This is a genomic window from Alicyclobacillus sp. TC, from assembly GCF_016804365.1.
In the GTDB taxonomy this organism is placed as follows: domain Bacteria; phylum Bacillota; class Bacilli; order Alicyclobacillales; family Alicyclobacillaceae; genus Alicyclobacillus_I; species Alicyclobacillus_I tolerans.
The window spans coordinates 1,111,106-1,131,599 of sequence record NZ_CP044434.1; the positions used below are offsets into that span (position 1 = coordinate 1,111,106).

The window sequence follows — 20,494 nt, forward strand, 5'->3', positions numbered from 1 at the left end:
AGGCACTTTGTATGCGTTTCTATCCTAACAAATTCTATACCATTTCGACAGCCCTCTATATTCTTCAAGATAGATGCAACTTATTTTTTTGATTCTCCTATAGACAAGTTCTATAATAATCAATGAATATGAATAGCAGTTCGATTGATTATGAAAAAAATGGAATTCAAATGGAGGGTATAATCCAATGGTTTTGTCGAATTGGCAAACTGTACATAAATACCAGGACATTTTGTTTGAAAAAGCAGAAGGAATTGCCAAAATCACCATCAATCGTCCAGAAGTACACAATTCTTTTCGTCCTGAAACAGTATCTGAATTAATCGATGCTTTTACACGCGCTCGTGATGATGCGGAAATTGGAGTTATTTTATTTACTGGAAAAGGCGAAAAAGCGTTTTGCGCAGGTGGTGACCAAAGAGTTCGTGGGCATGGTGGTTATGTGGGCGACGATAATGTACCACGTCTAAATGTGCTTGAATTGCAGAGGCTTATTCGTTCTATTCCTAAAGCGGTAATTGCGGTTGTGGCAGGTTACGCCATTGGTGGGGGCATGTTCTTCACTTGGTTTGCGATTTAACGATTGCTGCCGATAATGCCCGTTTTGGTCAAACCGGGCCAAAAGTAGGTTCATTTGATGCTGGTTATGGCGCCACTTTGCTTGCTAGAACGATTGGTACAAAAAAAGCTAAAGAAATCTGGTATCTATGCCGTCAATATTCCGCCCAGGAAGCTCTCGACATGGGTTTGGTCAACACGGTCGTGCCGCTCGATCAACTGGAAGAGACGGCGATACAATGGGCGAAAGAAATTTTGGAGAAGAGTCCCATAGCTATTCGCTTTTTGAAGATGGCGTTTAATGCAGATACAGATGGTTTAGCAGGATTGCAAATGTTAGCGGGTGACGCCACGATGCTGTACTATATGACTGAAGAAGCAAGAGAAGGGAAAAATGCGTTTTTAGAAAAACGCAAGCCGGATTTCTCTAAATTTCCTCGTCTACCATAAAGTTTCAAAAGTTGATTTTCTTTTGCTTTTTTCTTTGACAATGTTTAAAAAGACGTCCTGGTGAGGGCGTTTTTTTATCTAAGGAAGTGATGAGGATGTATTCTTCTATGCCAGATTGGCTGTCTAGACAAGCGCAGACGCAGCCTCACAAACAGGCGCTTATTGCCGATGATGTATCCTGGACTTATCATCAATTATTACATCATTCTTTGTCGGTTAAAACGATGCTGGTTAAAGCGGGTGTCGTTCCTCAAGATAGAGTCGCAGTGTATTGTCGCAAGGCTTCGAGCTTTGTACTCGCTGTTCATGCACTGATGCAGTCATCTGCAATTTTGGTGCCACTGAATCGCAAATTGCCATTGTCTGAACTCGCATTTCAAATTCAAGATGCCCAACCCTCGGCAATATTGGTTGATGCAGAGCAAAAGGAACAAGCAGAGCAACTGATGGAAGCAGCAGGACTCCAACTACCAGTTCTCTTAATTGAAAACAGATTGAACGAAGAAGCGCATGTAGCTCGCCAATCCTTTCTTTTGACTGATAAACAAGCTATCATTTACACCTCAGGTACGACAGGTTTACCAAAAGGGGCAGTGCTGACATACCGTTCACAGTGGTTTAGCGCTGTTTCATCTGCACTTCATTTTGGCTTGCAAAAAAATGATATTTGGTTGATGCCTATGCCACTATTTCATGTGGGAGGCCTTGCTTCCATCTTGCGAGCTGTTATTTATGGTAGTACGCTTTGGGCGCAAGATCGTTTTGTAGCTGCCGATGTGCTGGTTGCAATGGAGAATGAAAATGTGACCTTGCTTTCTCTTGTCCCCACTATGTTACAGGCTGTTCTTCAGGAAGCAGCAGGTCGTCCCATTGTCCATCATCTTCGCGCATTGTTGGTAGGCGGCAGTGGAGCACCGCCAGCCTTGCTTCAAAAAGCGTTGGAAGCGGGATTGCCCGTATGTCAAAGTTTTGGCATGTCAGAAGCTAATTCTACCGTAACGGTGACGCGTGACGAGCAGTCTCTGCTTTTACCTGGTTGTGCGGGACAGCCGCTCTCTTGTGTACAAGTTGCTATCTTTGATGAACAGGGAGAACAACTCCCACCCAATGCTTCAGGAGAAATCAGGCTTGCCGGTCCCACAATGTCAGAAGGTTATTGGAATCGACCGGAAGCGACTGATCAGGCGTTTCAAGACGGATTTTTTTGTACAGGCGATCTCGGTTGGATAGACGAAGAGGGACGACTTTTTGTTCTTGATCGGCGTAGCGATCTGATATTAGTGGGTGGCGAAAATGTCTATCCTGCAGAAATTGAACGCGTGCTTCGCGGGTGTGAGAAAATTGTAGACGTTGGCGTCATTGGAATCTCGGATGAAAAATATGGACAAGTACCCGCGGCTTTTATTGTTGTCAATGGACCGTGGACAGAAGCAGAATTTTATGAGTATGCAAAGCCACGATTGGCAACCTATCAATGTCCCAAAGTTGTTCGCTTTGTGGATGAGTTGCCAAGAAACGCTTCTGGGAAATTATTACGAAGGAAGTTGCGCGAACAATGGCAGATGTCAGAAGTACGTTAAATCTTTTACGGATTCTGGAACAGTTGAGCCATTTAGTTCTTCAATTACAGACGTCGTTGCCTGATGAGGCGCGTAGCAAGCGATGGTTGGCTGTATCACTTGATAGCAGCGAACCGGATTGGCGTGAGTGGATACTTCAGTTAGAACAATCCGCAATAGAGTATCGTTATTTTTACGATCCAGTATTGAAACGTCATTTTTTGTCTGTTGGTTCGTTGAAAGAGTTTGCAATATGTGGAGAGAATCGTTTTCATGCTGTAGAACAAGAGTGGCAACGTTGGTTGCGGGATATTTGGCGTCCCAGTAACTGTCCGCTTTTTGTATTACCAGGCTTCTCGTTTGCGCCTCGTCATGAAAGCAAGGGATGGGTGGGGTGGCCTGATGCGCAATTGGTGCTACCCCAATTGTTGCTCATGGGAAACGAAACATCTTTTACTGCAGTTGGCCTCTTTGAACAACAGCAACCTAATTTTGTGCTAAGCGGTTACTGGCATAAGAAACCTGTAGAAGAACAACGTCTTACTGTAGATGCTTTGTTAGAAGAATTTCGCAACTCCGTAGAAAGTAAGAATGCCTGGGAGCGTCGAGTGCTCCATGCAACAGAAATTTTAAAGTCTCATGGTGACTTGGAAAAGGTGGTATTGGCTCGACTTTCTTTGCATGCCACTGAAACATTACCATCTACAGCATGGAAACTATTGCAAAAAGAATATCCAGACAACTTTCATTTTATCTTTCAACATCAAGGTATGACTTGGCTGGGAGCTTCGCCAGAGCGATTGTTGACAGTGATGGGGAATCGTTTTTATGCGGATGCTTTAGCTGGTACGGAACGCAGGGGCAGGACTGACAAGGAAGATAAAGCCATGGGTCAAGCTTTGTTGAAAAGCCGTAAAAATCGCCAAGAACATGTAGCGGTTGTTCACTATCTGCAGGAGAAAATCCAGCATATATGCCATCATATTCAAATTCCAGATCTTCCTATATTAAAAAAACTGGCTAATGTACAGCATTTATACACTCCTGTAACAGCGGAGTTGTTAGATGGTGTTTCTCTAGCAGACGCTCTCAAAACCCTTCATCCTACTCCCGCAGTGGCGGGATTGCCCGTTTCAGATGCGCTTGCTTACATTCGTCAAGAAGAGCCATGGGCTCGAGGTTGGTATGCAGGTACTTTGGGATGGATGGATAGTGAAGGAAACGGTTCCTTCGCTGTAGCGCTACGTTCAGGGTTGTACCTTCATCGTTTTATTGCCGTGTTTGCTGGTGCCGGTATCATGTCGGATTCACTTCCTGAAGAGGAATGGAAAGAGACAGAGATGAAAATGTTGCCTATTCGTCGTGCGTTTGGCATATTTTGATGAGGTTAATGGAATGAGGAATGCTTCATGTCGACACAATATCTTGCTCTTGCCGCGTTCATTGATACATTGGCAGGACAAGGTGTAGAGCAAATAGTTATCTCTCCAGGATCACGTTCAGCTCCGTTGGCCATCCTTTTTGCAAGGAGCGGTCAATTTCGAATATGGACACATCTCGATGAACGTTCGGCAGGATTTTTTGCGCTTGGGCTAGCTCGTGCTTCTGGGAAACCGGTAGCTTTGCTCTGTACGTCAGGTACTGCTGTAGCCAATTATCATCCTGCCGTAGTCGAAGCGAAATATGGACAAGTTCCACTGCTTGTGCTTACAGCGGATCGACCTTCTGAATTGTGGCAGTCAGGAGCAAATCAAACGATTGATCAAGTAAAAATCTTTTCCTCAGATGCTAAATGGTTTGCCCAAGCTCCGCTTCCCGAAGATAGTGAATCGATGCAACTTGCTTTCCGCCATTTAGCCATGCGAGCTGTACAACATGCGAAAAGACTGCCTGAAGGGCCGGTGCATCTGAATTTTCCTTTTCGCGAACCGCTTCTGCCTCTAAAAGACGCTTTCTCTCATATCGAACCGTTTGATGCGCGTAAAGTATCCACAGGCTTTATCGTGCCTGCCGATGAGGAGATAGAATATTTTTCTCAGCTTCTTAAGCAATCTGAGCGTCCGCTGATCATCACAGGACCTATGTACAACGGGGAAGATGCCCGTGCTTTGGCAATTTTTGCCGACCAAGCTGGAATACCTGTTTTGGCCGATGTTCTTTCCCAAGTAAGAAACTATGCTCATCAGGCTCCAATTCTTACCTATGGAGATTGGTTGGCTCGTTTTTGGAATTCCTCTCATTTACCGGCACCTGATTTAATCATTCGCGTTGGAGCGCCGCCTACCAGCAAAGCGATTGGACAGACGTTTTTGGCCAATCATCGAGTGACTCAGGTGATACTTGATCCAACTGAGACCTATGCTGATCCGTTTTGGACAAGCTCGGTCTGGTTACCTGTTCGAATGTCGCAATGGATTGGCCATAGTGCTCTACAAGACGTGCAAAAGAGTGTTGTCCGTCAACATTGGCTTCATCAGTGGCTTGCTGCAGAAGAGCGGCTGGGCCGTATCTTGACAGATGTGATGTTGAATATGGCTGACGAAGCCAATAGTTTGTATGAGCCATTGATTGCTCGAACGGCGGCTGAAGTATGGAAGTCTGCCATTTTTCTGGGCAATAGCACAGTTGTACGAGATTGGAACACATTCTCTGGAATTCTTCAATCTTCTTGTGTTTATGGAAATCGAGGGGCAAGTGGAATCGATGGCTTGGTCTCGAGCGCCCTGGGGATAGCTGCTATAAAAGGGCGAACATTATTAGCCCTCGGGGATATTTCGCTTTATCACGATCTGAATGGTTTACTGATGGCAAAATTGGAAGCTTTGCCGTTAACTATACTTCTCACTCATAATAATGGCGGTGGTATATTCCATGGTTTGCCACAGGCTGCTGAAGAGGATGTTTTTCCGCTTTTTGAAACACCGCATGGTCTTGATTATCAATCCATTCTTCAAACTTATGGCGGGAGCCATCAAGTTGTCTCTAATTTGCGAGAGCTAAGACAAGTCCTGATGTCGGACCATCAGAATCATTATCTCAATCTCATCGTGACGCATTCGGATGCTTCTGCCAGTCAGAAATGGCGTAATGAGCTATTTGCGCAGGCGCAGCAATTACTAGAAGAGGTGAGAGAGAAATGGTAAATTGTCATAAGGAAAGAAAACGACTGAAAGTGCGCGGATGTACCTACAGGGTAGATGTGTTTAAAGTAGCAGAGGATTCTGATCGAGTTCCGCTTGTTTTATTACATGGTTTCTCACTTTCTGGAAGAATATTTTCCTTTTTGGCTGAAAAGTTAAGCAAGAAAGGTCAAGTAATCACCATTGATTTGTTGGGGCACGGAGATACGGAAGCGCCATTACAAATTGAACGGTATCAAATGTCGGAGCAGGTAAAAGATTTGACGGAAATTTTTTACCAATTGCAGCTTACTCATCCAGTTTTGCATGGTTACTCGATGGGAGCTCGAGTCGCACTTTGCACAGCTGTTATGTCAGAACGTCATTTAAGTGGACTGGTGTTAGAAAGCGGATCACCCGGATTGTTCAATGCGGAAGAACGGGCAACGCGAAGAGAGAGTGATGAACAATTGGCTGTGCGGATTGAGCGTGAAGGTGTGGATTCTTTTTCTGGACAGTGGATTACGTTGCCGCTTTTCGCGACACAATCAAGAGCTGACCGTCAGCAGTTGGCTATTCAGGATAGCATTCGGCGTAACCAGAATGCTCTTGGCCTGGCGCATTCGTTGCGAGGCATAGGTACAGGCGCCCAGCCATCCATGTGGGATGAAATTTCTCGAATTTCCTGTCAAACATTGCTGCTAACAGGAAATGAAGATCAGAAATTTACGCATATAGCTGGTGAAATGCTCAAAAAAATACCGCAGGCAACACACCATGTTATTGAACAGTGTGGCCATGCAGTATATCTTGAGCAGCCTGAACAATGGCTGAAACAAATTGAAAACTTTTGGGCGGCCTGTTCCCAAGAGGGTAGAAATCTATGAATTTAAATCAAGCGTCAGGCTTGCTGATTTTTTTTATGTCGATCACGCTTATTTTATTTGCGGTTGCTAAGTTATCCAGATGGACTAAAATTCCTGATATAGTTTTTTTTCTAGTAGCGGGCATATTGATGGGCCCTGTATGGCATTGGCTTCAACCCACTCAAAATTCACTTTTCGTTTCAACCCTTTTTCAATTAGGGGCGGCTATCATTCTTTTTATAGGGGGTACAGAAATTCGTCTGAAAGTACTCCAAGGCATTTGGCCAAGTATAGTTTCTTCGGCTACACTCGGTGTAGTTGTGACAATGCTGGTCCTGGGGTTTGTCATACACTGCCTATTTCACATGCCGTGGATTCTGGCTATGTTAATTTCTTCCCTGCTTGCACCAACAGATCCGGCTACCATCATCCCAGTTTTTGAACAGATACCTATTCGGGAACGTCTTCGTTCAATGTTAGAGTCTGAGTCAGCATTCAATGATGCAACTGGAGCAGTGCTCTTTAGCATCTTGTTGACTTCTGCTTTATCAAAGAGTCATTTCTCTATAGGGCTTGCGGTATTTCAATTTATATGGCAGGCTTTCCTAGGAATTGCCATAGGTTTTTTCACATCAGGATTAGGGCGGTTTTTTCAGTTTCGCTTTCTGAGAAAGTCAAATGATGGTCGATCCGGTATAGATCACACTTGGCTCTCACTTTCCGTTTTTTTAGTGTCCTATTTGCTTGGTCAATGGATCAGTGGGACTGGGTTTATGGCTGTTTTTGTATCTGGAATTATTTGGTCAGACAAAGAAGTGTTGCCTTGGCGAGCTTCTGAAGATCGCGTTCAAACCACACACTCACATCTGCGTTTTCTGAGTCAAATTTTGCGGGCTTTTATCTTTGTTTTATTGGGAAGTGAGATATCATGGAGTGCTTTTTCCAGATATTTAAACGTCTCGATTATAATTGCTGTCACCTTAATCGTACTCGCTCGACCGCTTACGGTATGGTTCACAATCAGTTGGGATCCGTTAAGTCGTTGGCAGATGAAAGAACAGTTGTTTATGATGTGGGTAAGAGAAACGGGTGTGGTTCCTGTTGTTTTGAGTGGGATTCTGACGGAACATTCCCTTTATCCTAAAGACTGGGTATCGGCTGTGGTCTCTGTGGTTGTTCTTTTGACAGTCTTGTTACAAGCAACAACTACCTCCTTGGCTGCTCGAAAATTAAACGTATTAGATGATCGCCGTTCGATGGCATGATGTCAGGTGATTTGGGAAAGTTGTATATGAAGTGACTGGAGAATTACAATACAAAGAGAAAGGTTTTTGATTGGGTGGAGGCGTCCTGCATGAAGGTTTTGCTCTTTACGGCCTCGTTTGGCGATGGACATAACCAAGCTGCTCGTGCAGTCCAGGAAGGACTTGAGCAAGAGGGTATCGCTGTTCATTGGGTGGATTATGTAGATTGGTTGCATCCTGCAGTACGCTCTTTTGCGAAATTTAGTTTGGTTCAAAGTGTACAAAAGATGCCAAGTCTTTACGGCTTATTTTATCATTCCATGTCCAGAATACCGCCATCGTCTACATTCCAACGCCGACTACATCATTTGGGTATTCGCAAGATGAGGCAGTGTTTGCGTCATGTAAAACCGGACGTAGTGGTCAGTACATTTCCGACCCCTATGGGTGTTCTTTCTGAATTGAAAGCAGCTAGAGTCGCTCAAGTCCCTTCGGTTGGCATTTTGACAGATTACACAGCGCATGGACAATGGGTCCAGGAGTATACGGACGTTTATTTTGTGCCAACAGAGGAAGTAGCGAATGAGTTGGAGCAACTCGGAGTGGATAGGGATAAAATCAAAGTATCTGGCATTCCGTTGCGCCGAAGGTTCTCCTCCGCTAATGTACAGAATTTATTAAAGCGCCGTATGGAATTAAGAGAGAAATTTGGTTTTTCACCCAATTTACCGCTGATTCTTTTATCCGGTGGTGGTGAAGGACTATTAGGTGATAGCGCGGAGTGGGAAGAAGCGATTCGCCAATCAGGATTGCAGTTTGCCATATTGTGTGCACATAATGAGCGTTTATTGCGCCGATATGGTGGTTGGCAAGATCAACGTGTTCAAGCGCTGGAATTTCGCAGTGATATAGAGGATTGGATGGCTGCTTCTGATTTGTTAATCACGAAAGCGGGTGGGCTAACCATTTCTGAAGCATTGGCCATGGAGTTACCTATGCTTATAGTTAAGCCAATTCCCGGTCAGGAGATTAAAAATACAGCATATGCTGAACAAATAGGCGCAGCAGTTCGTGTGGACTCAGTGGCTGAGGCAGTACGCTTTATTCAACATGTCGAGTTGCATCCTGAAAAATTATCTAACATGCGGCTTGCAGCACGCTCAAGGCCTCAGTATGGGGGAGTAGAACAGATTGTCTCAGTGATTCGAGATTTAGGAGAAAGTCAGGGGAAATGGGATAAGCAAGCTTATCCTGGGATTTCTTAATTTACTCCAGTTAAGGAGAATCTGTTTCTGAACATGATAGGTTGGCTCATTTTAGGTCTTATTTTGCTCTTTCTATTTCTATATTCTGTCATGCCCAATCTAATGACACGGGTTTGGAAGATAGGGTGTATATACAGAGGATTTGCCGAACCAGTGGTCTATTTAACGTTTGACGATGGCCCACATCCTGAATATACACCGCAATTGTTAGATATTTTGCGCGAAAAGCATGTCCGGGCAACTTTTTTTGTCATAGCAGAGGCGGCCGACAGGTATCCAGATATTATTCGTCGAATGGTGTCGGAAGGGCATGATGTTGAAGTCCACGGGGACAGACATTGGTTTGTGCCTCTCTTACCGCCATCGTTGGCCAATCGGCAATGGCGTGGTGCTAGTCAAAAATTACAGCGCAAATTTTCCTTACAGACATCTTTTTATCGCCCAACATGGGGTTTGTGCAATCTTGCATCTTTCGTATCAATTCGCAAGAGTCATCATAAACTTGTCACATGGTCCATTATGGTAGGAGATTGGCGAAAGACTCCAGCTCAAACATTGGTTGAGCGAGTGGTAAGCCGCCTGCACAAGGGTGCCATTATCGTTTTGCATGACAACGATATAACGTTTGGTGCCGAGTTAGGAGCTCCTGTATCTGTCCTCGAAGCTATACCCAAAATTATTGAACAAACGGAGGACAAAGGATATCAGTTCAGGCCCATGCGGAGTTTATTGAAAGAAGAGGGCAAGCCATTGAGTTTGCTATAAATGTTATCCCATCATTCATAGATGGATTCTTGATTACGTATTGCAGAGTATGAGGTTTGGGCAAGGAGGGGTAATCATGAAGAACCGCATATACCGTTCCATTTGGTGCGGCTGGGAAAAATTATTTCATATCGCTTTTCGGCTTAAAGAAATATCTCCAGATCAAGAATATTTATTTTACTACGCGAAACGGAGATATCTGGGGCGACGCTTTGAAGTGGACGGTATTACGGTTAAACCGTTTGATAAAGTAATCGAGCTTCACATCAATAATGATCGAATCAGTGAGATTCTATCTTCTGATAAAGATATGATGCCTATTGTACTGAGGCTTTTAAAGGAAGCGCATCGGTCTTTCCCTGCTCTTGCAGAACTGGTAAGTAGACCTGAATTTGATGACGCTGTTGCTCTTTATGGAATAACCTTTATCCATCGTGGTATTTCTCGGTTGGGCTTTAGTAATTATCCTATGCGTCCAGGATTGCCAAAGTGGATCACCAAATGGCATTTACGCAATGTATTTCGTATGGTAAATCCGCATGCGGATGAAATTCTAAGCAATCATGCCCAGGTTTTTGAACCCAAAATCGTCGCAGTTTCTAGGCAACATTTCGTTGCTTTGCATGGTATACAATCTAAATCCAACTCTGCTTCTGCGCCTGTAGCAGATCAGTGTTTAACTTGAAGCATTGGCAAAAATTCTCTTGTTGTACGCATCATTTGGAGACGGTCATAGACAAGTGGCTGAATCTCTCCAGGAAGCATTTTTAGAATCTGGGCATGAAGTAGCCATGATGGATGGCTGGCGTTCAAGTAATCAGCTTTTGGCAAGCTGGAATGAACGCTTATATGAGTTTCTTACCAGCCATCTGCCATTCGTATATGGATGGTCATACGACTGGACTGAGAAATTATCCAAAGACAGTACGCTTTGGCGCTGGCTTTCCTATTTTTCTAAAGGTGCTGTTGTGGAGCTGATGCAAGAATGGCATCCGGATGCTGTAATTCAGCTGTTTTCGGATCAATCTCTCCGATATGTAAAACAATTAAATCCGCAGGTATTGGCATCCGTTTTGTTGACCGATTTTGCTTTGCATAGTCGCTGGTTTGTAAATGAAGCGGATTTCTTTTTAGTCGCTACACAAGAATTGGCGAATCGTGCTAAAAAAATTTATCGTCTACATCATGAGGTTATTCCGACGGGTATTCCAATTCGTCAGGCTTTTCAGCAGCATGCCAGCGGGTTTCCGTTTCCTGAACTTCTGGATAAACCTTATCTAGCGGTATTGACAGGTGGTCGTGGTGTCTTTCCACAGATTCTTCAGGTGGTACAAACTTTACATCGACAGTTTCCGCAGCATCGAGTGGTTGTGTGTTGTGGACGTAACGAGATCATGAGAAAAAAAATAGAAAATCACTTTTCTAACAATCCGCTTATCTTGAGCTACGGTTATTTACAAGAAATAAATAAACTCATGGAAAAAGCGGATTTTATTGTTACCAAAGCAGGTGGTGTGACGATTGCCGAATGTCTGGCTTGTGGCACTCCGATGTTATTTTATAAACCGTTACCTGGTCAAGAACGGAAAAATGCTATTTATATTGAAAAGGCTGGGGGAGGCTGGATAGCAGAAAATCTTCAGACTTTAGCTGAGTCTTGCACGCTTTTGACGGAAAAAAAATTACAAGCTGCTCGATCCGTTTTAAAGGAGCTTCAAGTATCCGATTCGGCTAAGCGGGTCGTTTACGAAGTGGAAGAACGTCTTCAAGGTAGACAAGCAGATGGAGGCTATGCTGCTAAAAATATCAAACGTGTTTAAATTGAAGTATACATCCTGTTTTCATCTCTATATCTTACTACATCTATTCAAAGTTCTGGGAACTTGGAATGAATTTTAGACAATCTTGTACTGTGAGATCAATGATGCTTAAGGGTTGGGTGACACTTTGGCGGTACCATTTGACCAAGTAATATCCTAAAGAGTACCCAGCCCAAAGTGGTAAATGAGTATTTCCTCCGCCAAATAGAAGTGAGTCTGTATGCTCTCCAATTTCTGTGGTATGTAGTGAGTACAACGTGTGCCATAGATTTTTCGCGTTATCTTCTGCAAGAGTATTTACCCACGGTCCATGGAATTCTTTACCCAGGACTTCCTCAACAAAGTGTTCTGCTAAACCTTCACGAATTATTTTTTCTAGCAGTGTTATATGGGCATGCCCGTTTTGCATGGCAGTTATTCGATAAAGATGATTGTATTCATGAACCAGCGTTGATTTTAGAGCACGTAGAGTTTCTTTTGCTGGAAACACGACTAAATGAATGGTGTCTCCTTCCCAATTGGTCCAAGCCGAAACGCCCCCGAGTCGTTCCCGTCCAAACGTGTCATGTTCATTCATAGGAAACAATTGCACAAATATAGGTTTCCCCAAAGGATACTTATGGATGACTTCGATGAGCGTTTTTTGAATGAATGATTCGACACTATGAATCTTCATTTGGTGTAAAGCGTGACGAAAAGTTTCAAGAGAGGATTCCAACGGAATAAGGCCAAAATAGAGTAACTCGTCTACTTCTTCTTCAGTGAATTCGAAAATGGACATAAATGTGCTTTTTCGCTTTGAGATGGGTGCGATTTCACACGCATCAATCCATTGATGGATTTGCTGTAGACGAGGAACAAACTCTATGAGATCCATATTCCGTGTTCCTTCTTTCTTAACATGCAGGAATGATCATAATTTTCCGATTCACCCCTCTTGAGGGGTATGAGGTTAGACTTTCGGTGTAAATGTACCGTATTGTCCAGAGTAATATAGTAATGGTCGTTTTTCTTCTTCAACGGTGGAAGACTCGATTTGTCCAAGAAAGATAACGTGATCGCCCCCGGCATATTCATGAACAACCTTACATTCCATCCGAACCAGAGCATCATTTAATAGTGGTACGCCTAGTTGCCCAGTATAATGAGAAACGTTGTTCAATTTATCAGTATGTTTGCTGGCAAAATGCGCAGATAAATAAGCTTGATCTTCAGCCAAAATATTGACACCAAATACACCGCTTGTGCGAATAAGCTGGATGTTGTGCGATGTATGGTCTAGGCAGATGAGAATATAAGGTGGATTCAATGAAACAGAACAAAAAGCTGAAACGGTCATGCCGTTTCTCTCTTGGTCAGTAGCCATGGTTACAACAGTAACACCGCTTGCAAAACGACTTAATGATTGACGAAATAGAGCCGCATCAATCGGCACTATGCATCTTCCTTCCTCTCTATAAGCCAAATGTATCTCCTAGAGAGTGTAACAGATAAAGCGGCAGGATGACCAGCAAGCATACACTCCTGGTCAACTTACCGCAAATTTGCTTTGCAGATTAAATTACGATGGTTTGGCATCCTTCGCTAGGCAGGTGTAATTTAGCACCCGTTAGTTTTTGAACTTCCTCAACTGTATGGCCAGGAGCTAATTCCCGTAAAATCAATCCTTCTGTGCCCACATCGATGACTGCGTAATCCGTAATGATACGTTCAACCACTTGTTTTCCAGTAAGTGGAAGGGTACAATTTTCAACAATTTTAAAATCACCGTTTTTGTTGACATGTTCCATAGTGACAATAACACGTTTAGCACCATGCACTAAATCCATGGCACCACCCATGCCTTTCACCATCTTGCCTGGTATCATCCAATTTGCCAGATCTCCGCGTTCAGATACTTCCATAGCACCTAAAATGGCTACGTCAATATGACCGCCGCGAATCATGGCAAAAGATTCAGCACTATCAAAAAAACATGCTCCAGGTACAGTGGTAACTGTTTCTTTGCCTGCATTAATTAATTCCGGGTCGATCTCGTTCTCCAGTGGATAGGCGCCTGTACCCAGTAAGCCGTTTTCTGAATGCAGTAGAATCTGAATGCCGGAAGGGATATAATTGGCCACCAAGGTAGGCATTCCAATGCCCAGATTCACATAATCCCCATCATGGATTTCTTTTGCTGCCCGTTGGACAATTTGATCACGAGTTAAAGCCATGTGTGAATCCTCCTATTTACAGGAACAATTTAATTTTAGATTAAAAAGAGAGTCAGTAGGATCCGTCAGTTAAGCTTGTCGAACCGTTCTCTTTTCAATTCGTTTTTGATAAGATTTTCCAAGAACAATTCGTTGTACATAAATGGAGGGAGTATGAATTTCATCCGGATCGAGCATGCCTGGTTCAACAATTTCTTCTACTTCCACAATAGTGACTTTACCGGCTGCAGCCATCATGGGATTGAAATTTCGAGCTGTTTTTCTATAGACGACATTTCCATATAAATCAGCTTTCCAGCCTTTAATGAGAGCAAAGTCTCCACGTATCGGCATTTCTAGAACATATTCTCGGCCATCGAAGACGCGAATCTCTTTACCTTCTGCTACTGTGGTACCCACGCCTGTTGGAGTATAGAAACCGCCAATTCCTGCGCCGCCTGCACGAATCCTTTCAGCGAGCGTACCTTGAGGAACCAATTCGACTTCCAATTCACCACTTAAAAATTGCTTTTCAAATGTCTTGTTTTCACCAACATAGGAAGAAATCATTTTGCGGATTTGTCGTTGCTGCAATAACAAACCAAGTCCCCAATCATCTACTCCGCAGTTATTGCTTACACAAGTCAAATGGCGTACTTGTTTCTTCCTTAAGGCTTCAATGAGGTTTTCTGGTATGCCTACGAGTCCAAATCCACCAACCAAGAGCGTTGCCCCATCGGAAATATCTGCAACCGCTTCTTCAGGGCTGGAAAAAATTTTATTCATGCAGAATGCTCCTTTCTGGAAAACAAAGCTTGTAAATCTGTCAAGCTATGTAAATTGAAAACAACGCCAATGAGAGCGCTTTCTAGATTGTAGCATAGAAATTTGTGCTTCTGGTATAGTGTTCTAGGTAGTACCAAGTTGAGGAGAAATAGAAGTACAGGAATAAAAAAGAAGATATGAATTAGGAAACGACAGCGGTATTTTGCGCTGTCGTTTCCTATTATAAATACATCTGAAACATTGCAAGGAGACACAAGTGCCACTTTTGGCGTCTATTTCGCATCTTTAGGATTCAGGATAAACTTGAAAGGTGAATCAACAAGTACTAGAGATTCATATGCAAATGGAAGGATAACCATCCTATGGTTCCAAGTACCAACATTGCACTTCCTGTCACTGCGACGCGTTCACATAATGTAAAAAATTTTTCTAAAGATGCCAATGGGTTTTTGGAAATCGGTTGATTTGAGCGTAACTTCATACGTTCCACTCCTTCTCTTACCTTGTTCCTAGTGTAACAGGTTTCTAAGTAATTTCCATTATCTATTGAATAGAAAATGTGACGGCTGTATGACGAGTTGCTTGAAAATACATTGAAATTTTCTGCTTGGAAGGTAATGGATGGGTAAGAACTTTTGAATTGTTGCTTTAGTTTAGGTCAGATCGTTCACCGTAAACAATATAGATAACCCCTTCAGCAATATTTGTAGCGTGATCGCCCACTCTCTCTAAATAACGACCACAAAATGCAAGTGTCATAGCCTGTGAAGTCAATTCCGGAGTAAGGGAGCTAACATGAAACAAGCGCTCTACAACTTGTCGATATAAGTGATCTACCCGATCATCTTCAACGGCTAAACTTTTGGCACGTTCAGGATCATTATCGACATAAGCTTGTAAGGCTTCAGAAATCATAAAGTCAACAATTTGTCCCATCTCAGCGATTTCAGATGGGGGAGACGAGAGCTGTTGACCACTGAGACGAATGGTTGATTTGGATATATCCACAGCGAGATCGCCCATACGTTCTAAGTCAGATGCGATTCGCATGCCGGCCACAATGCGACGCAAATCGGTTGCAACTGGTTGTTGAGTAGCAATCAGTCGAATGCAGAGATCTTCAATTTCATGTTCCTGTCGATTGACTCGTTTATCTTCTTGAATAATTTCTTCGGCTAATTGTAAATTTCCATTTCTTAAGCTGCGCAAGCTACGTCTCAAGGCTTCCTGTACGTCTCCGCCCATGCGCAGCAATTTAAGTTTTAATTCTTTGAGTGCAATGTCGAATGCTTGACGCTGTTGCATAAATCGTCCTCCAGTAAAAATTCGCATGCCTGGCTAATAAGATTATTCACTTCTAGAGTGTATCACATGAAGAAATGTATCTAGCCACGCCTGTAAATATTTAGAATATATAAGGCTGATAAAATTCAAATTTTCATAACGCGAATTTCGACAGCTTCCGACTTTAAATCATGATATTCTCGAAAATGTGATTTTTAAAAGAGGAGTCGAATAACGTTTGCTCGATTTTCGTCACAGTCCCCAAACCAGTCCAATATTTTGGTGCCCTCATTGTCAGGCGCTTGTACCTGCAGAGTTTTCGGTTAAAATTATGAAAACTGTATATCGAGTGGAGAGAGAAGGAATTTTTCCTTTTGGAGTTTGTTACCATCATACCAATGCAGATCAAATTCCCCTAAAACCTGCGCCAGAGGAGCGTGAAGAACGCGTGGTGGCACATGTCTGACAAAATAATGGAAGAAGATAAAGCACTTACAGCTATTCCTGCATATCGTCCGACTGGTCGATTTCGAAAAGCTGGAACATTGCTGGTTTTGCGCAATTCCTCGAGTGGACTACAAGTGTTAATGGAGAAACGTTCGCAAACCATGCGTTTTCTTCCAGGTTATCTAGCTTTTCCAGGTGGAACGGAAGATGAGCAGGATAAAATCATTGCTGAACAATATGCTATAGGCAGTCCCAGTGGTTATGAGGGTGGACGACTTTGGGCAATTACTGCCGTTCGTGAAACTTTTGAGGAAATTGGCTTGCTGACGGCTTTATCTATGAAAGGATCAACAGGTCGAATAGATTCTTGTCCAGAGCAATATGCGTCAGTCGAGAAGAATTCTTATTCATTGCTAGAATGGCTAAGATTCAATGAATATCAGTTGAATCTTACTCAATTGCGCTGTGTGGGACGTTGGATTGGACCACACGGCCAGCCGGCACAGTTTGATACCTGGTTTTTTGCCATACACCACCAAGTTGATGAAGAATCATTTTCATATAATGAAGAAGTTGCAGAAGTTGGCTGGCAGACTGTAGAGCCATTAGTGAAAGAAATACACCCTGGTTTGGTGAAGGTAGTTCCTCCCACTCGTGTTATGCTAGAGAATTTATCTCAGTTTGAAACGGCTGAATCAGCCATGTCACAATTGACAGCGCACGATCCGACTTTATCAATGCTTGATTGGCTTGAGGATATGAAATAGTAAGGCTGGAGCAATCCAGTCTTGCTTTATGGATAATCTAGATTTACTCAGGATTTTTTTATATTGGGAATTTGAATAGGATAGTGAGTACCTGGCAAACCTAAAATATATTTTGGAGGTTGAAGTCCTGAATAGCCTTTTAATTTGACAATCTGTTTTGTGTGAGTCATCAAATGACCATTCATCAAATTAATAGCCATGTATGCACCAGCTGAAGGTGACCCCAAAAGAATACTATCCCCAACAAAATGGAGTATATCAAATACTGGAGAAGGTCCCCAACCAAAATATACCGGTTGATGATTGTAACTGACTCCTACCGCTATGCCGTTCGGGATACTGTTGTAAAAATCCAAGATAAAAGTTTTGTGATGAAGTGTTCCAGTAAATGATTCAATTTTTTGGAATTTATTTCTATAGTAAGTAAGTTGAGTATGTTGATCTGTGTACCCATTCGGTATAGCGTTGGGCATGCCTGAGTTAGTTATGAATTGAACATTTTTTCCTAAAAAAATATTTGTTTTTGTTGAGTTTATTGTAGATGATGAATTTTGATTGGCGGAATGACTGCTCTTGACTTGAGAAGAAACTGTTGTAGATTTTTGAGGATTTTTCACTTCATCTGTTTGGTTTTGCTGTTGAGGATTTGTCGATTTTGTTTGTGATGTTCCTATAGAATTAGCAGAAAGTGAAGAATCGCTGTGAATTGTCCCACACCCAGTCACAGCCAAACATGTCAGCGCAAGCGTGATTGCGCTGATTCCCCTTATTGCTCTACGCAAAACAACCACTCCCTGTTTTGATTTTCACTTTTTAGACGATCCTGATCCCGATTTTGTTACAGATGTATTCCAAATATTAACTATACACCTCCTTGGCAAGAGGGTTAAACGTATCGTGATCGGGCTGTTTGTTAAGATGACTATATTGCACACTTGACGCAGTTGTTCAGGCTAAAAAACATCTAATTTACATAGCTTAGCAACAACAAATATCGGAAGTTGAAGATTTCACTTACCTCCAAGTGATCTGCAATCTGCTGTGCATCCTCCGTTGCTCTCTCCAAATCAATTGGTAACACGAATAAAACACCATCAAATTTGTTTTTGACATAGAAACAAGACAATGAACATGAATAATCTGTAATTTTTATCTAAAAAAGCTAGAATTGAGGTGGTTTCAACCTGCTTCAGGAACTATGCAGTTACTGCATGAGATTGGATTGTGAATATGATGTGGAATATTCGTAAAACCACTGATTTTTTAAAAACACCCTAACTATCTCCGATGAGGCACCTAACTGCATATCTCTCAGCGATACGGGTGTGAAGCCTGGCTCGTCTTCAGCAAGACTCGGATACGGCCCTGGCAGGCGGAGATATTCTTGCGCTTGACGATACGCACGCGCCACATCCATATGCCAAGGGAATCCCAATTCTTTATTGGCTCTACGACAGTTCAAGCAAAGTTTAGACATGGGCGCGATAAACATTGTGGCGTTGCACGTCGTGCGCAGCAACGGGATGGAATACCTATGGCCGTACGCCATCTGGACGAAGCCCAACCGGAACACGCAGCTATTCCGCAACTTGATTGAGCCTAGCCCCCGATGTGAACGCTTTGTCCCGATAACCTGATTCGGGAAGTCTATCCGCTACTTATGGCGCACTCATAAGTAATCGTCAAGCTGCTCGAACAAAAGATCCAAACTTGAGCGTGATTGTTTTTGAACAGAGGCAAGGCATTACGCATTCTCATCGACGAGTTTTGGCCAACACGATTGGAACTGGGGTGGTTTGATTCTGACAAAACTCAGTTATTGAGAGTAACTGCAAAACGTCTAAGGCTTAAATTACTATTCAAAGCGTTGAGATTGGAAGATAATGTTTCTTTTTGGGATTTAGGACTAGGCGTAGAAAATAATTTTGTTGAGATGAACAGGCAACATGAATCGTTCCACATTCCATCTTGGTCATACATATCCAAACAAGCGTAATGGTTATTCGTATTTACACGACATTACCTGTGTTTTTGAATTTATTTTCCACTTGTTTAGACAATCTCGATAGGAATTTTTTACAAATACATTCTCCATCCATGATTAGCCCTGCCGACTTGGTCATGACATGCATACGATATTCTGTGAAAAAGGAAAGGTAGGCTGATAGAATGGCAAGTTATATTGAAATCGCTGTACTTCCAGGATCTATTCAAAATGATGCGTTTTATTTTACTTTAAATGTTAACGGTATGGATGTTCCTCATATGATTATGGATACAGGAGCGTTTGAGTTAACTTTCAATCAACAAATAGCAAATCAGTTAGGACTCCCCAATTTAGGATCCCTTCAAATTGGAGGTATAGGAGGCAATGCCAGTGCATATCAGTCAGAATGTAATCTAAACATAGGAGGCCAGAGTTTTTCTAATGTTCCTTGTATTGTTGATCCTACTTTCACAGACTCTGGTCTTTTTGGTTTAAGGTTTTTTGTGGATAATCAACTCGCACTTGCTTTAGATACGGTTAATCAATTACTACTCATCTTGTCACCTGCGGCATCTTATTAGTAGTACAAGGCTTAAACTGACTGATAAATCTTTCAAGCGCAATTCAATCTTTATGCGTTATAACCATCTTGTGACTCGAAAGAGCCTCATCCTAACCCCCTAAACATGGCTTAGCCCCGCGCTTGCGGGGCGTTTTTTTGCGAGTGTAGAGTATTGAATAATTTAACATATCATATTAATTATACTAGGAGTGATATAGTGATTTGTTTTAGAAGAGATCATAATTGACCCATCGTCATGATCTCCAAAATTTACCCAAAGATAAAAAGGCTGGTGTTAAACATAAAACAAATAAACCATAACGAGCCGTAATAAGTGAAAGCAATATACTTGCTATCGGAATCCCAACAGCAAGTATTCTTCTCCAGCTCATTTTCATGCTCAATCTTCCCTTTTATTTATTCATTACAGAAATGATGACAAGCGCTATAGCAAATAGTACAACAAAGATAATAGCACCTATGACTACAGGTTTATATGCATCGCCATCTTCAATTTTTCTGGGGGTTTATTTTCATTTTCATATGAATTTTTATCTTTCGGCATTTGATGTCCTCCTGTGTAAAACGTATACAAAGTTATCATTGTTATCTAAATATATCTTTCTAATTCAATATGGCTCTATCCTGCAGCATTTTTTTCTTCAATATTTTTTATATAGAAATTCATGAAGAAAAGGCTCCCGGATATTTACTACCGGCAGCCTATTCTTTAATTGGCGTCTCAGGAGGGATTCGAACCCCCGACCCACAGCTTAGAAGGCTGTTGCTCTATCCAACTGAGCTACTGAGACAAACATAC

At 42.4% G+C, this 20,494-nt stretch carries 21 protein-coding genes, 1 tRNA gene and 1 pseudogene; 15 read left to right on the forward strand and 8 right to left on the reverse strand.

Annotation, left to right across the window (positions count from 1 at the left end; all coding sequences use genetic code 11):
* Positions 1 to 187 precede the first annotated feature (187 nt).
* From menB to FY534_RS05410, 10 genes and pseudogenes are all read left to right on the forward strand, one after another.
* Positions 188 to 1,008 (forward strand): annotated as a pseudogene (gene menB, locus FY534_RS05365) (1,4-dihydroxy-2-naphthoyl-CoA synthase).
* Positions 1,009 to 1,115: 107 nt separating this feature from the next.
* Entirely contained in the window at positions 1,116 to 2,588 is a 1,473-nt protein-coding gene (gene menE / locus FY534_RS05370) for an o-succinylbenzoate--CoA ligase (RefSeq protein WP_203115373.1), read from the forward strand.
* Positions 2,564 to 3,949 (forward strand): isochorismate synthase, encoded by a 1,386-nt coding sequence (locus FY534_RS05375; protein ID WP_072872544.1) that lies wholly within the window; start codon positions 2,564 to 2,566, stop codon positions 3,947 to 3,949. Before menE ends, FY534_RS05375 begins: the two co-directional genes overlap by 25 nt.
* 27 nt (positions 3,950 to 3,976) lie before the next feature.
* Positions 3,977 to 5,710: a 2-succinyl-5-enolpyruvyl-6-hydroxy-3-cyclohexene-1-carboxylic-acid synthase gene (gene menD / locus FY534_RS05380; RefSeq protein ID WP_072872543.1), complete on the forward strand. Its 1,734-nt coding sequence runs from the start codon at positions 3,977 to 3,979 to the stop codon at positions 5,708 to 5,710.
* Entirely contained in the window at positions 5,704 to 6,573 is an 870-nt protein-coding gene (gene menH, locus FY534_RS05385) for a 2-succinyl-6-hydroxy-2,4-cyclohexadiene-1-carboxylate synthase (RefSeq protein ID WP_072872542.1), read from the forward strand. Before menD ends, menH begins: the two co-directional genes overlap by 7 nt.
* Positions 6,570 to 7,817, forward strand: a complete 1,248-nt coding sequence (locus FY534_RS05390) for a cation:proton antiporter (RefSeq protein WP_072872541.1) — start codon at positions 6,570 to 6,572, stop codon at positions 7,815 to 7,817. Before menH ends, FY534_RS05390 begins: the two co-directional genes overlap by 4 nt.
* Before the next feature lie 89 nt (positions 7,818 to 7,906).
* A complete protein-coding gene (locus FY534_RS05395; protein ID WP_203115375.1) occupies positions 7,907 to 9,061 on the forward strand; it encodes an MGDG synthase family glycosyltransferase in 1,155 nt (384 codons plus the stop codon).
* Between the two features lie 33 nt (positions 9,062 to 9,094).
* A complete protein-coding gene (locus FY534_RS05400) occupies positions 9,095 to 9,826 on the forward strand; it encodes a polysaccharide deacetylase family protein (protein WP_072872539.1) in 732 nt (243 codons plus the stop codon).
* Between the two features lie 76 nt (positions 9,827 to 9,902).
* On the forward strand, positions 9,903 to 10,511 hold the full coding sequence (locus FY534_RS05405; protein WP_072872538.1) for a YkoP family protein: 609 nt from the start codon (positions 9,903 to 9,905) through the stop codon (positions 10,509 to 10,511).
* 55 nt (positions 10,512 to 10,566) lie between these two features.
* Positions 10,567 to 11,646: an MGDG synthase family glycosyltransferase gene (locus FY534_RS05410; RefSeq protein ID WP_238413678.1), complete on the forward strand. Its 1,080-nt coding sequence runs from the start codon at positions 10,567 to 10,569 to the stop codon at positions 11,644 to 11,646.
* Between the two features lie 43 nt (positions 11,647 to 11,689).
* Here FY534_RS05410 and FY534_RS05415 read toward each other — a convergent pair whose 3' ends face one another.
* The 6 genes from FY534_RS05415 to phoU all read right to left on the reverse strand — a co-directional run bounded on the left by FY534_RS05415 (position 11,690) and on the right by phoU (position 15,932).
* Positions 11,690 to 12,523 carry a DUF2268 domain-containing putative Zn-dependent protease gene (locus tag FY534_RS05415; RefSeq protein WP_072872536.1) on the reverse strand — a complete coding sequence of 278 codons (834 nt, stop codon included), beginning with the start codon at positions 12,521 to 12,523 and terminating at the stop codon, positions 11,690 to 11,692.
* A gap of 75 nt (positions 12,524 to 12,598) precedes the next feature.
* Positions 12,599 to 13,081 carry a flavin reductase family protein gene (locus FY534_RS05420; protein WP_072872535.1) on the reverse strand — a complete coding sequence of 161 codons (483 nt, stop codon included), beginning with the start codon at positions 13,079 to 13,081 and terminating at the stop codon, positions 12,599 to 12,601.
* 121 nt (positions 13,082 to 13,202) lie between these two features.
* A complete protein-coding gene (locus FY534_RS05425; RefSeq protein WP_072872534.1) occupies positions 13,203 to 13,862 on the reverse strand; it encodes a CoA transferase subunit B in 660 nt (219 codons plus the stop codon).
* 69 nt (positions 13,863 to 13,931) lie between these two features.
* On the reverse strand, positions 13,932 to 14,627 hold the full coding sequence (locus tag FY534_RS05430) for a CoA transferase subunit A (protein WP_072872533.1): 696 nt from the start codon (positions 14,625 to 14,627) through the stop codon (positions 13,932 to 13,934).
* A 325-nt stretch (positions 14,628 to 14,952) separates the two neighbouring features.
* Complete coding sequence (locus FY534_RS05435; protein WP_165611907.1) at positions 14,953 to 15,108, reverse strand: hypothetical protein; 156 nt, start codon at positions 15,106 to 15,108, stop codon at positions 14,953 to 14,955.
* 167 nt (positions 15,109 to 15,275) lie between these two features.
* Entirely contained in the window at positions 15,276 to 15,932 is a 657-nt protein-coding gene (gene phoU / locus FY534_RS05440) for a phosphate signaling complex protein PhoU (protein ID WP_072872532.1), read from the reverse strand.
* A gap of 217 nt (positions 15,933 to 16,149) precedes the next feature.
* Here phoU and FY534_RS05445 point away from each other — a divergent pair, with 217 nt between their 5' ends.
* Together FY534_RS05445 and FY534_RS05450 are read left to right on the forward strand one after the other, a co-directional pair.
* Complete coding sequence (locus tag FY534_RS05445; protein ID WP_072872531.1) at positions 16,150 to 16,377, forward strand: hypothetical protein; 228 nt, start codon at positions 16,150 to 16,152, stop codon at positions 16,375 to 16,377.
* Entirely contained in the window at positions 16,370 to 17,125 is a 756-nt protein-coding gene (locus FY534_RS05450; RefSeq protein WP_072872530.1) for an NUDIX hydrolase, read from the forward strand. Before FY534_RS05445 ends, FY534_RS05450 begins: the two co-directional genes overlap by 8 nt.
* A 47-nt stretch (positions 17,126 to 17,172) precedes the next feature.
* On the opposite strand, the gene FY534_RS05455 is transcribed toward FY534_RS05450, so the two are convergent.
* Positions 17,173 to 17,907, reverse strand: a complete 735-nt coding sequence (locus tag FY534_RS05455; RefSeq protein ID WP_083573941.1) for a hypothetical protein — start codon at positions 17,905 to 17,907, stop codon at positions 17,173 to 17,175.
* A gap of 602 nt (positions 17,908 to 18,509) precedes the next feature.
* On the opposite strand from FY534_RS05455, the gene FY534_RS05460 reads away from it, so the two are divergent.
* The 3 genes from FY534_RS05460 (at position 18,510) to FY534_RS05470 (ending at position 19,693) form a co-directional block, all read left to right on the forward strand.
* Positions 18,510 to 18,722, forward strand: a complete 213-nt coding sequence (locus tag FY534_RS05460; protein ID WP_072872529.1) for a hypothetical protein — start codon at positions 18,510 to 18,512, stop codon at positions 18,720 to 18,722.
* A 129-nt stretch (positions 18,723 to 18,851) separates the two neighbouring features.
* Positions 18,852 to 19,121: a hypothetical protein gene (locus tag FY534_RS05465; protein WP_129583462.1), complete on the forward strand. Its 270-nt coding sequence runs from the start codon at positions 18,852 to 18,854 to the stop codon at positions 19,119 to 19,121.
* Between the two features lie 173 nt (positions 19,122 to 19,294).
* Complete coding sequence (locus FY534_RS05470) at positions 19,295 to 19,693, forward strand: retroviral-like aspartic protease family protein (RefSeq protein WP_072872528.1); 399 nt, start codon at positions 19,295 to 19,297, stop codon at positions 19,691 to 19,693.
* Positions 19,694 to 20,409: 716 nt separating this feature from the next.
* On the opposite strand, the gene FY534_RS05475 is transcribed toward FY534_RS05470, so the two are convergent.
* Positions 20,410 to 20,486 (reverse strand) — tRNA-Arg (locus FY534_RS05475).
* Positions 20,487 to 20,494 lie beyond the last annotated feature (8 nt).

Coding starts and splice junctions, on each gene's coding strand:
- menE (WP_203115373.1), top strand. CDS start 1,116: ATGCCAGATTGGCTGTCTAGACAAGCGCAGACGCAGCCTCACAAACAG.
- FY534_RS05375 (WP_072872544.1), top strand. CDS start 2,564: ATGGCAGATGTCAGAAGTACGTTAAATCTTTTACGGATTCTGGAACAG.
- menD (WP_072872543.1), top strand. CDS start 3,977: ATGTCGACACAATATCTTGCTCTTGCCGCGTTCATTGATACATTGGCA.
- menH (WP_072872542.1), top strand. CDS start 5,704: ATGGTAAATTGTCATAAGGAAAGAAAACGACTGAAAGTGCGCGGATGT.
- FY534_RS05390 (WP_072872541.1), top strand. CDS start 6,570: ATGAATTTAAATCAAGCGTCAGGCTTGCTGATTTTTTTTATGTCGATC.
- FY534_RS05395 (WP_203115375.1), top strand. CDS start 7,907: ATGAAGGTTTTGCTCTTTACGGCCTCGTTTGGCGATGGACATAACCAA.
- FY534_RS05400 (WP_072872539.1), top strand. CDS start 9,095: ATGATAGGTTGGCTCATTTTAGGTCTTATTTTGCTCTTTCTATTTCTA.
- FY534_RS05405 (WP_072872538.1), top strand. CDS start 9,903: ATGAAGAACCGCATATACCGTTCCATTTGGTGCGGCTGGGAAAAATTA.
- FY534_RS05415 (WP_072872536.1), bottom strand. CDS start 12,523: ATGGATCTCATAGAGTTTGTTCCTCGTCTACAGCAAATCCATCAATGG.
- FY534_RS05425 (WP_072872534.1), bottom strand. CDS start 13,862: ATGGCTTTAACTCGTGATCAAATTGTCCAACGGGCAGCAAAAGAAATC.
- FY534_RS05430 (WP_072872533.1), bottom strand. CDS start 14,627: ATGAATAAAATTTTTTCCAGCCCTGAAGAAGCGGTTGCAGATATTTCC.
- FY534_RS05435 (WP_165611907.1), bottom strand. CDS start 15,108: ATGAAGTTACGCTCAAATCAACCGATTTCCAAAAACCCATTGGCATCT.
- phoU (WP_072872532.1), bottom strand. CDS start 15,932: ATGCAACAGCGTCAAGCATTCGACATTGCACTCAAAGAATTAAAACTT.
- FY534_RS05450 (WP_072872530.1), top strand. CDS start 16,370: ATGTCTGACAAAATAATGGAAGAAGATAAAGCACTTACAGCTATTCCT.
- FY534_RS05470 (WP_072872528.1), top strand. CDS start 19,295: ATGGCAAGTTATATTGAAATCGCTGTACTTCCAGGATCTATTCAAAAT.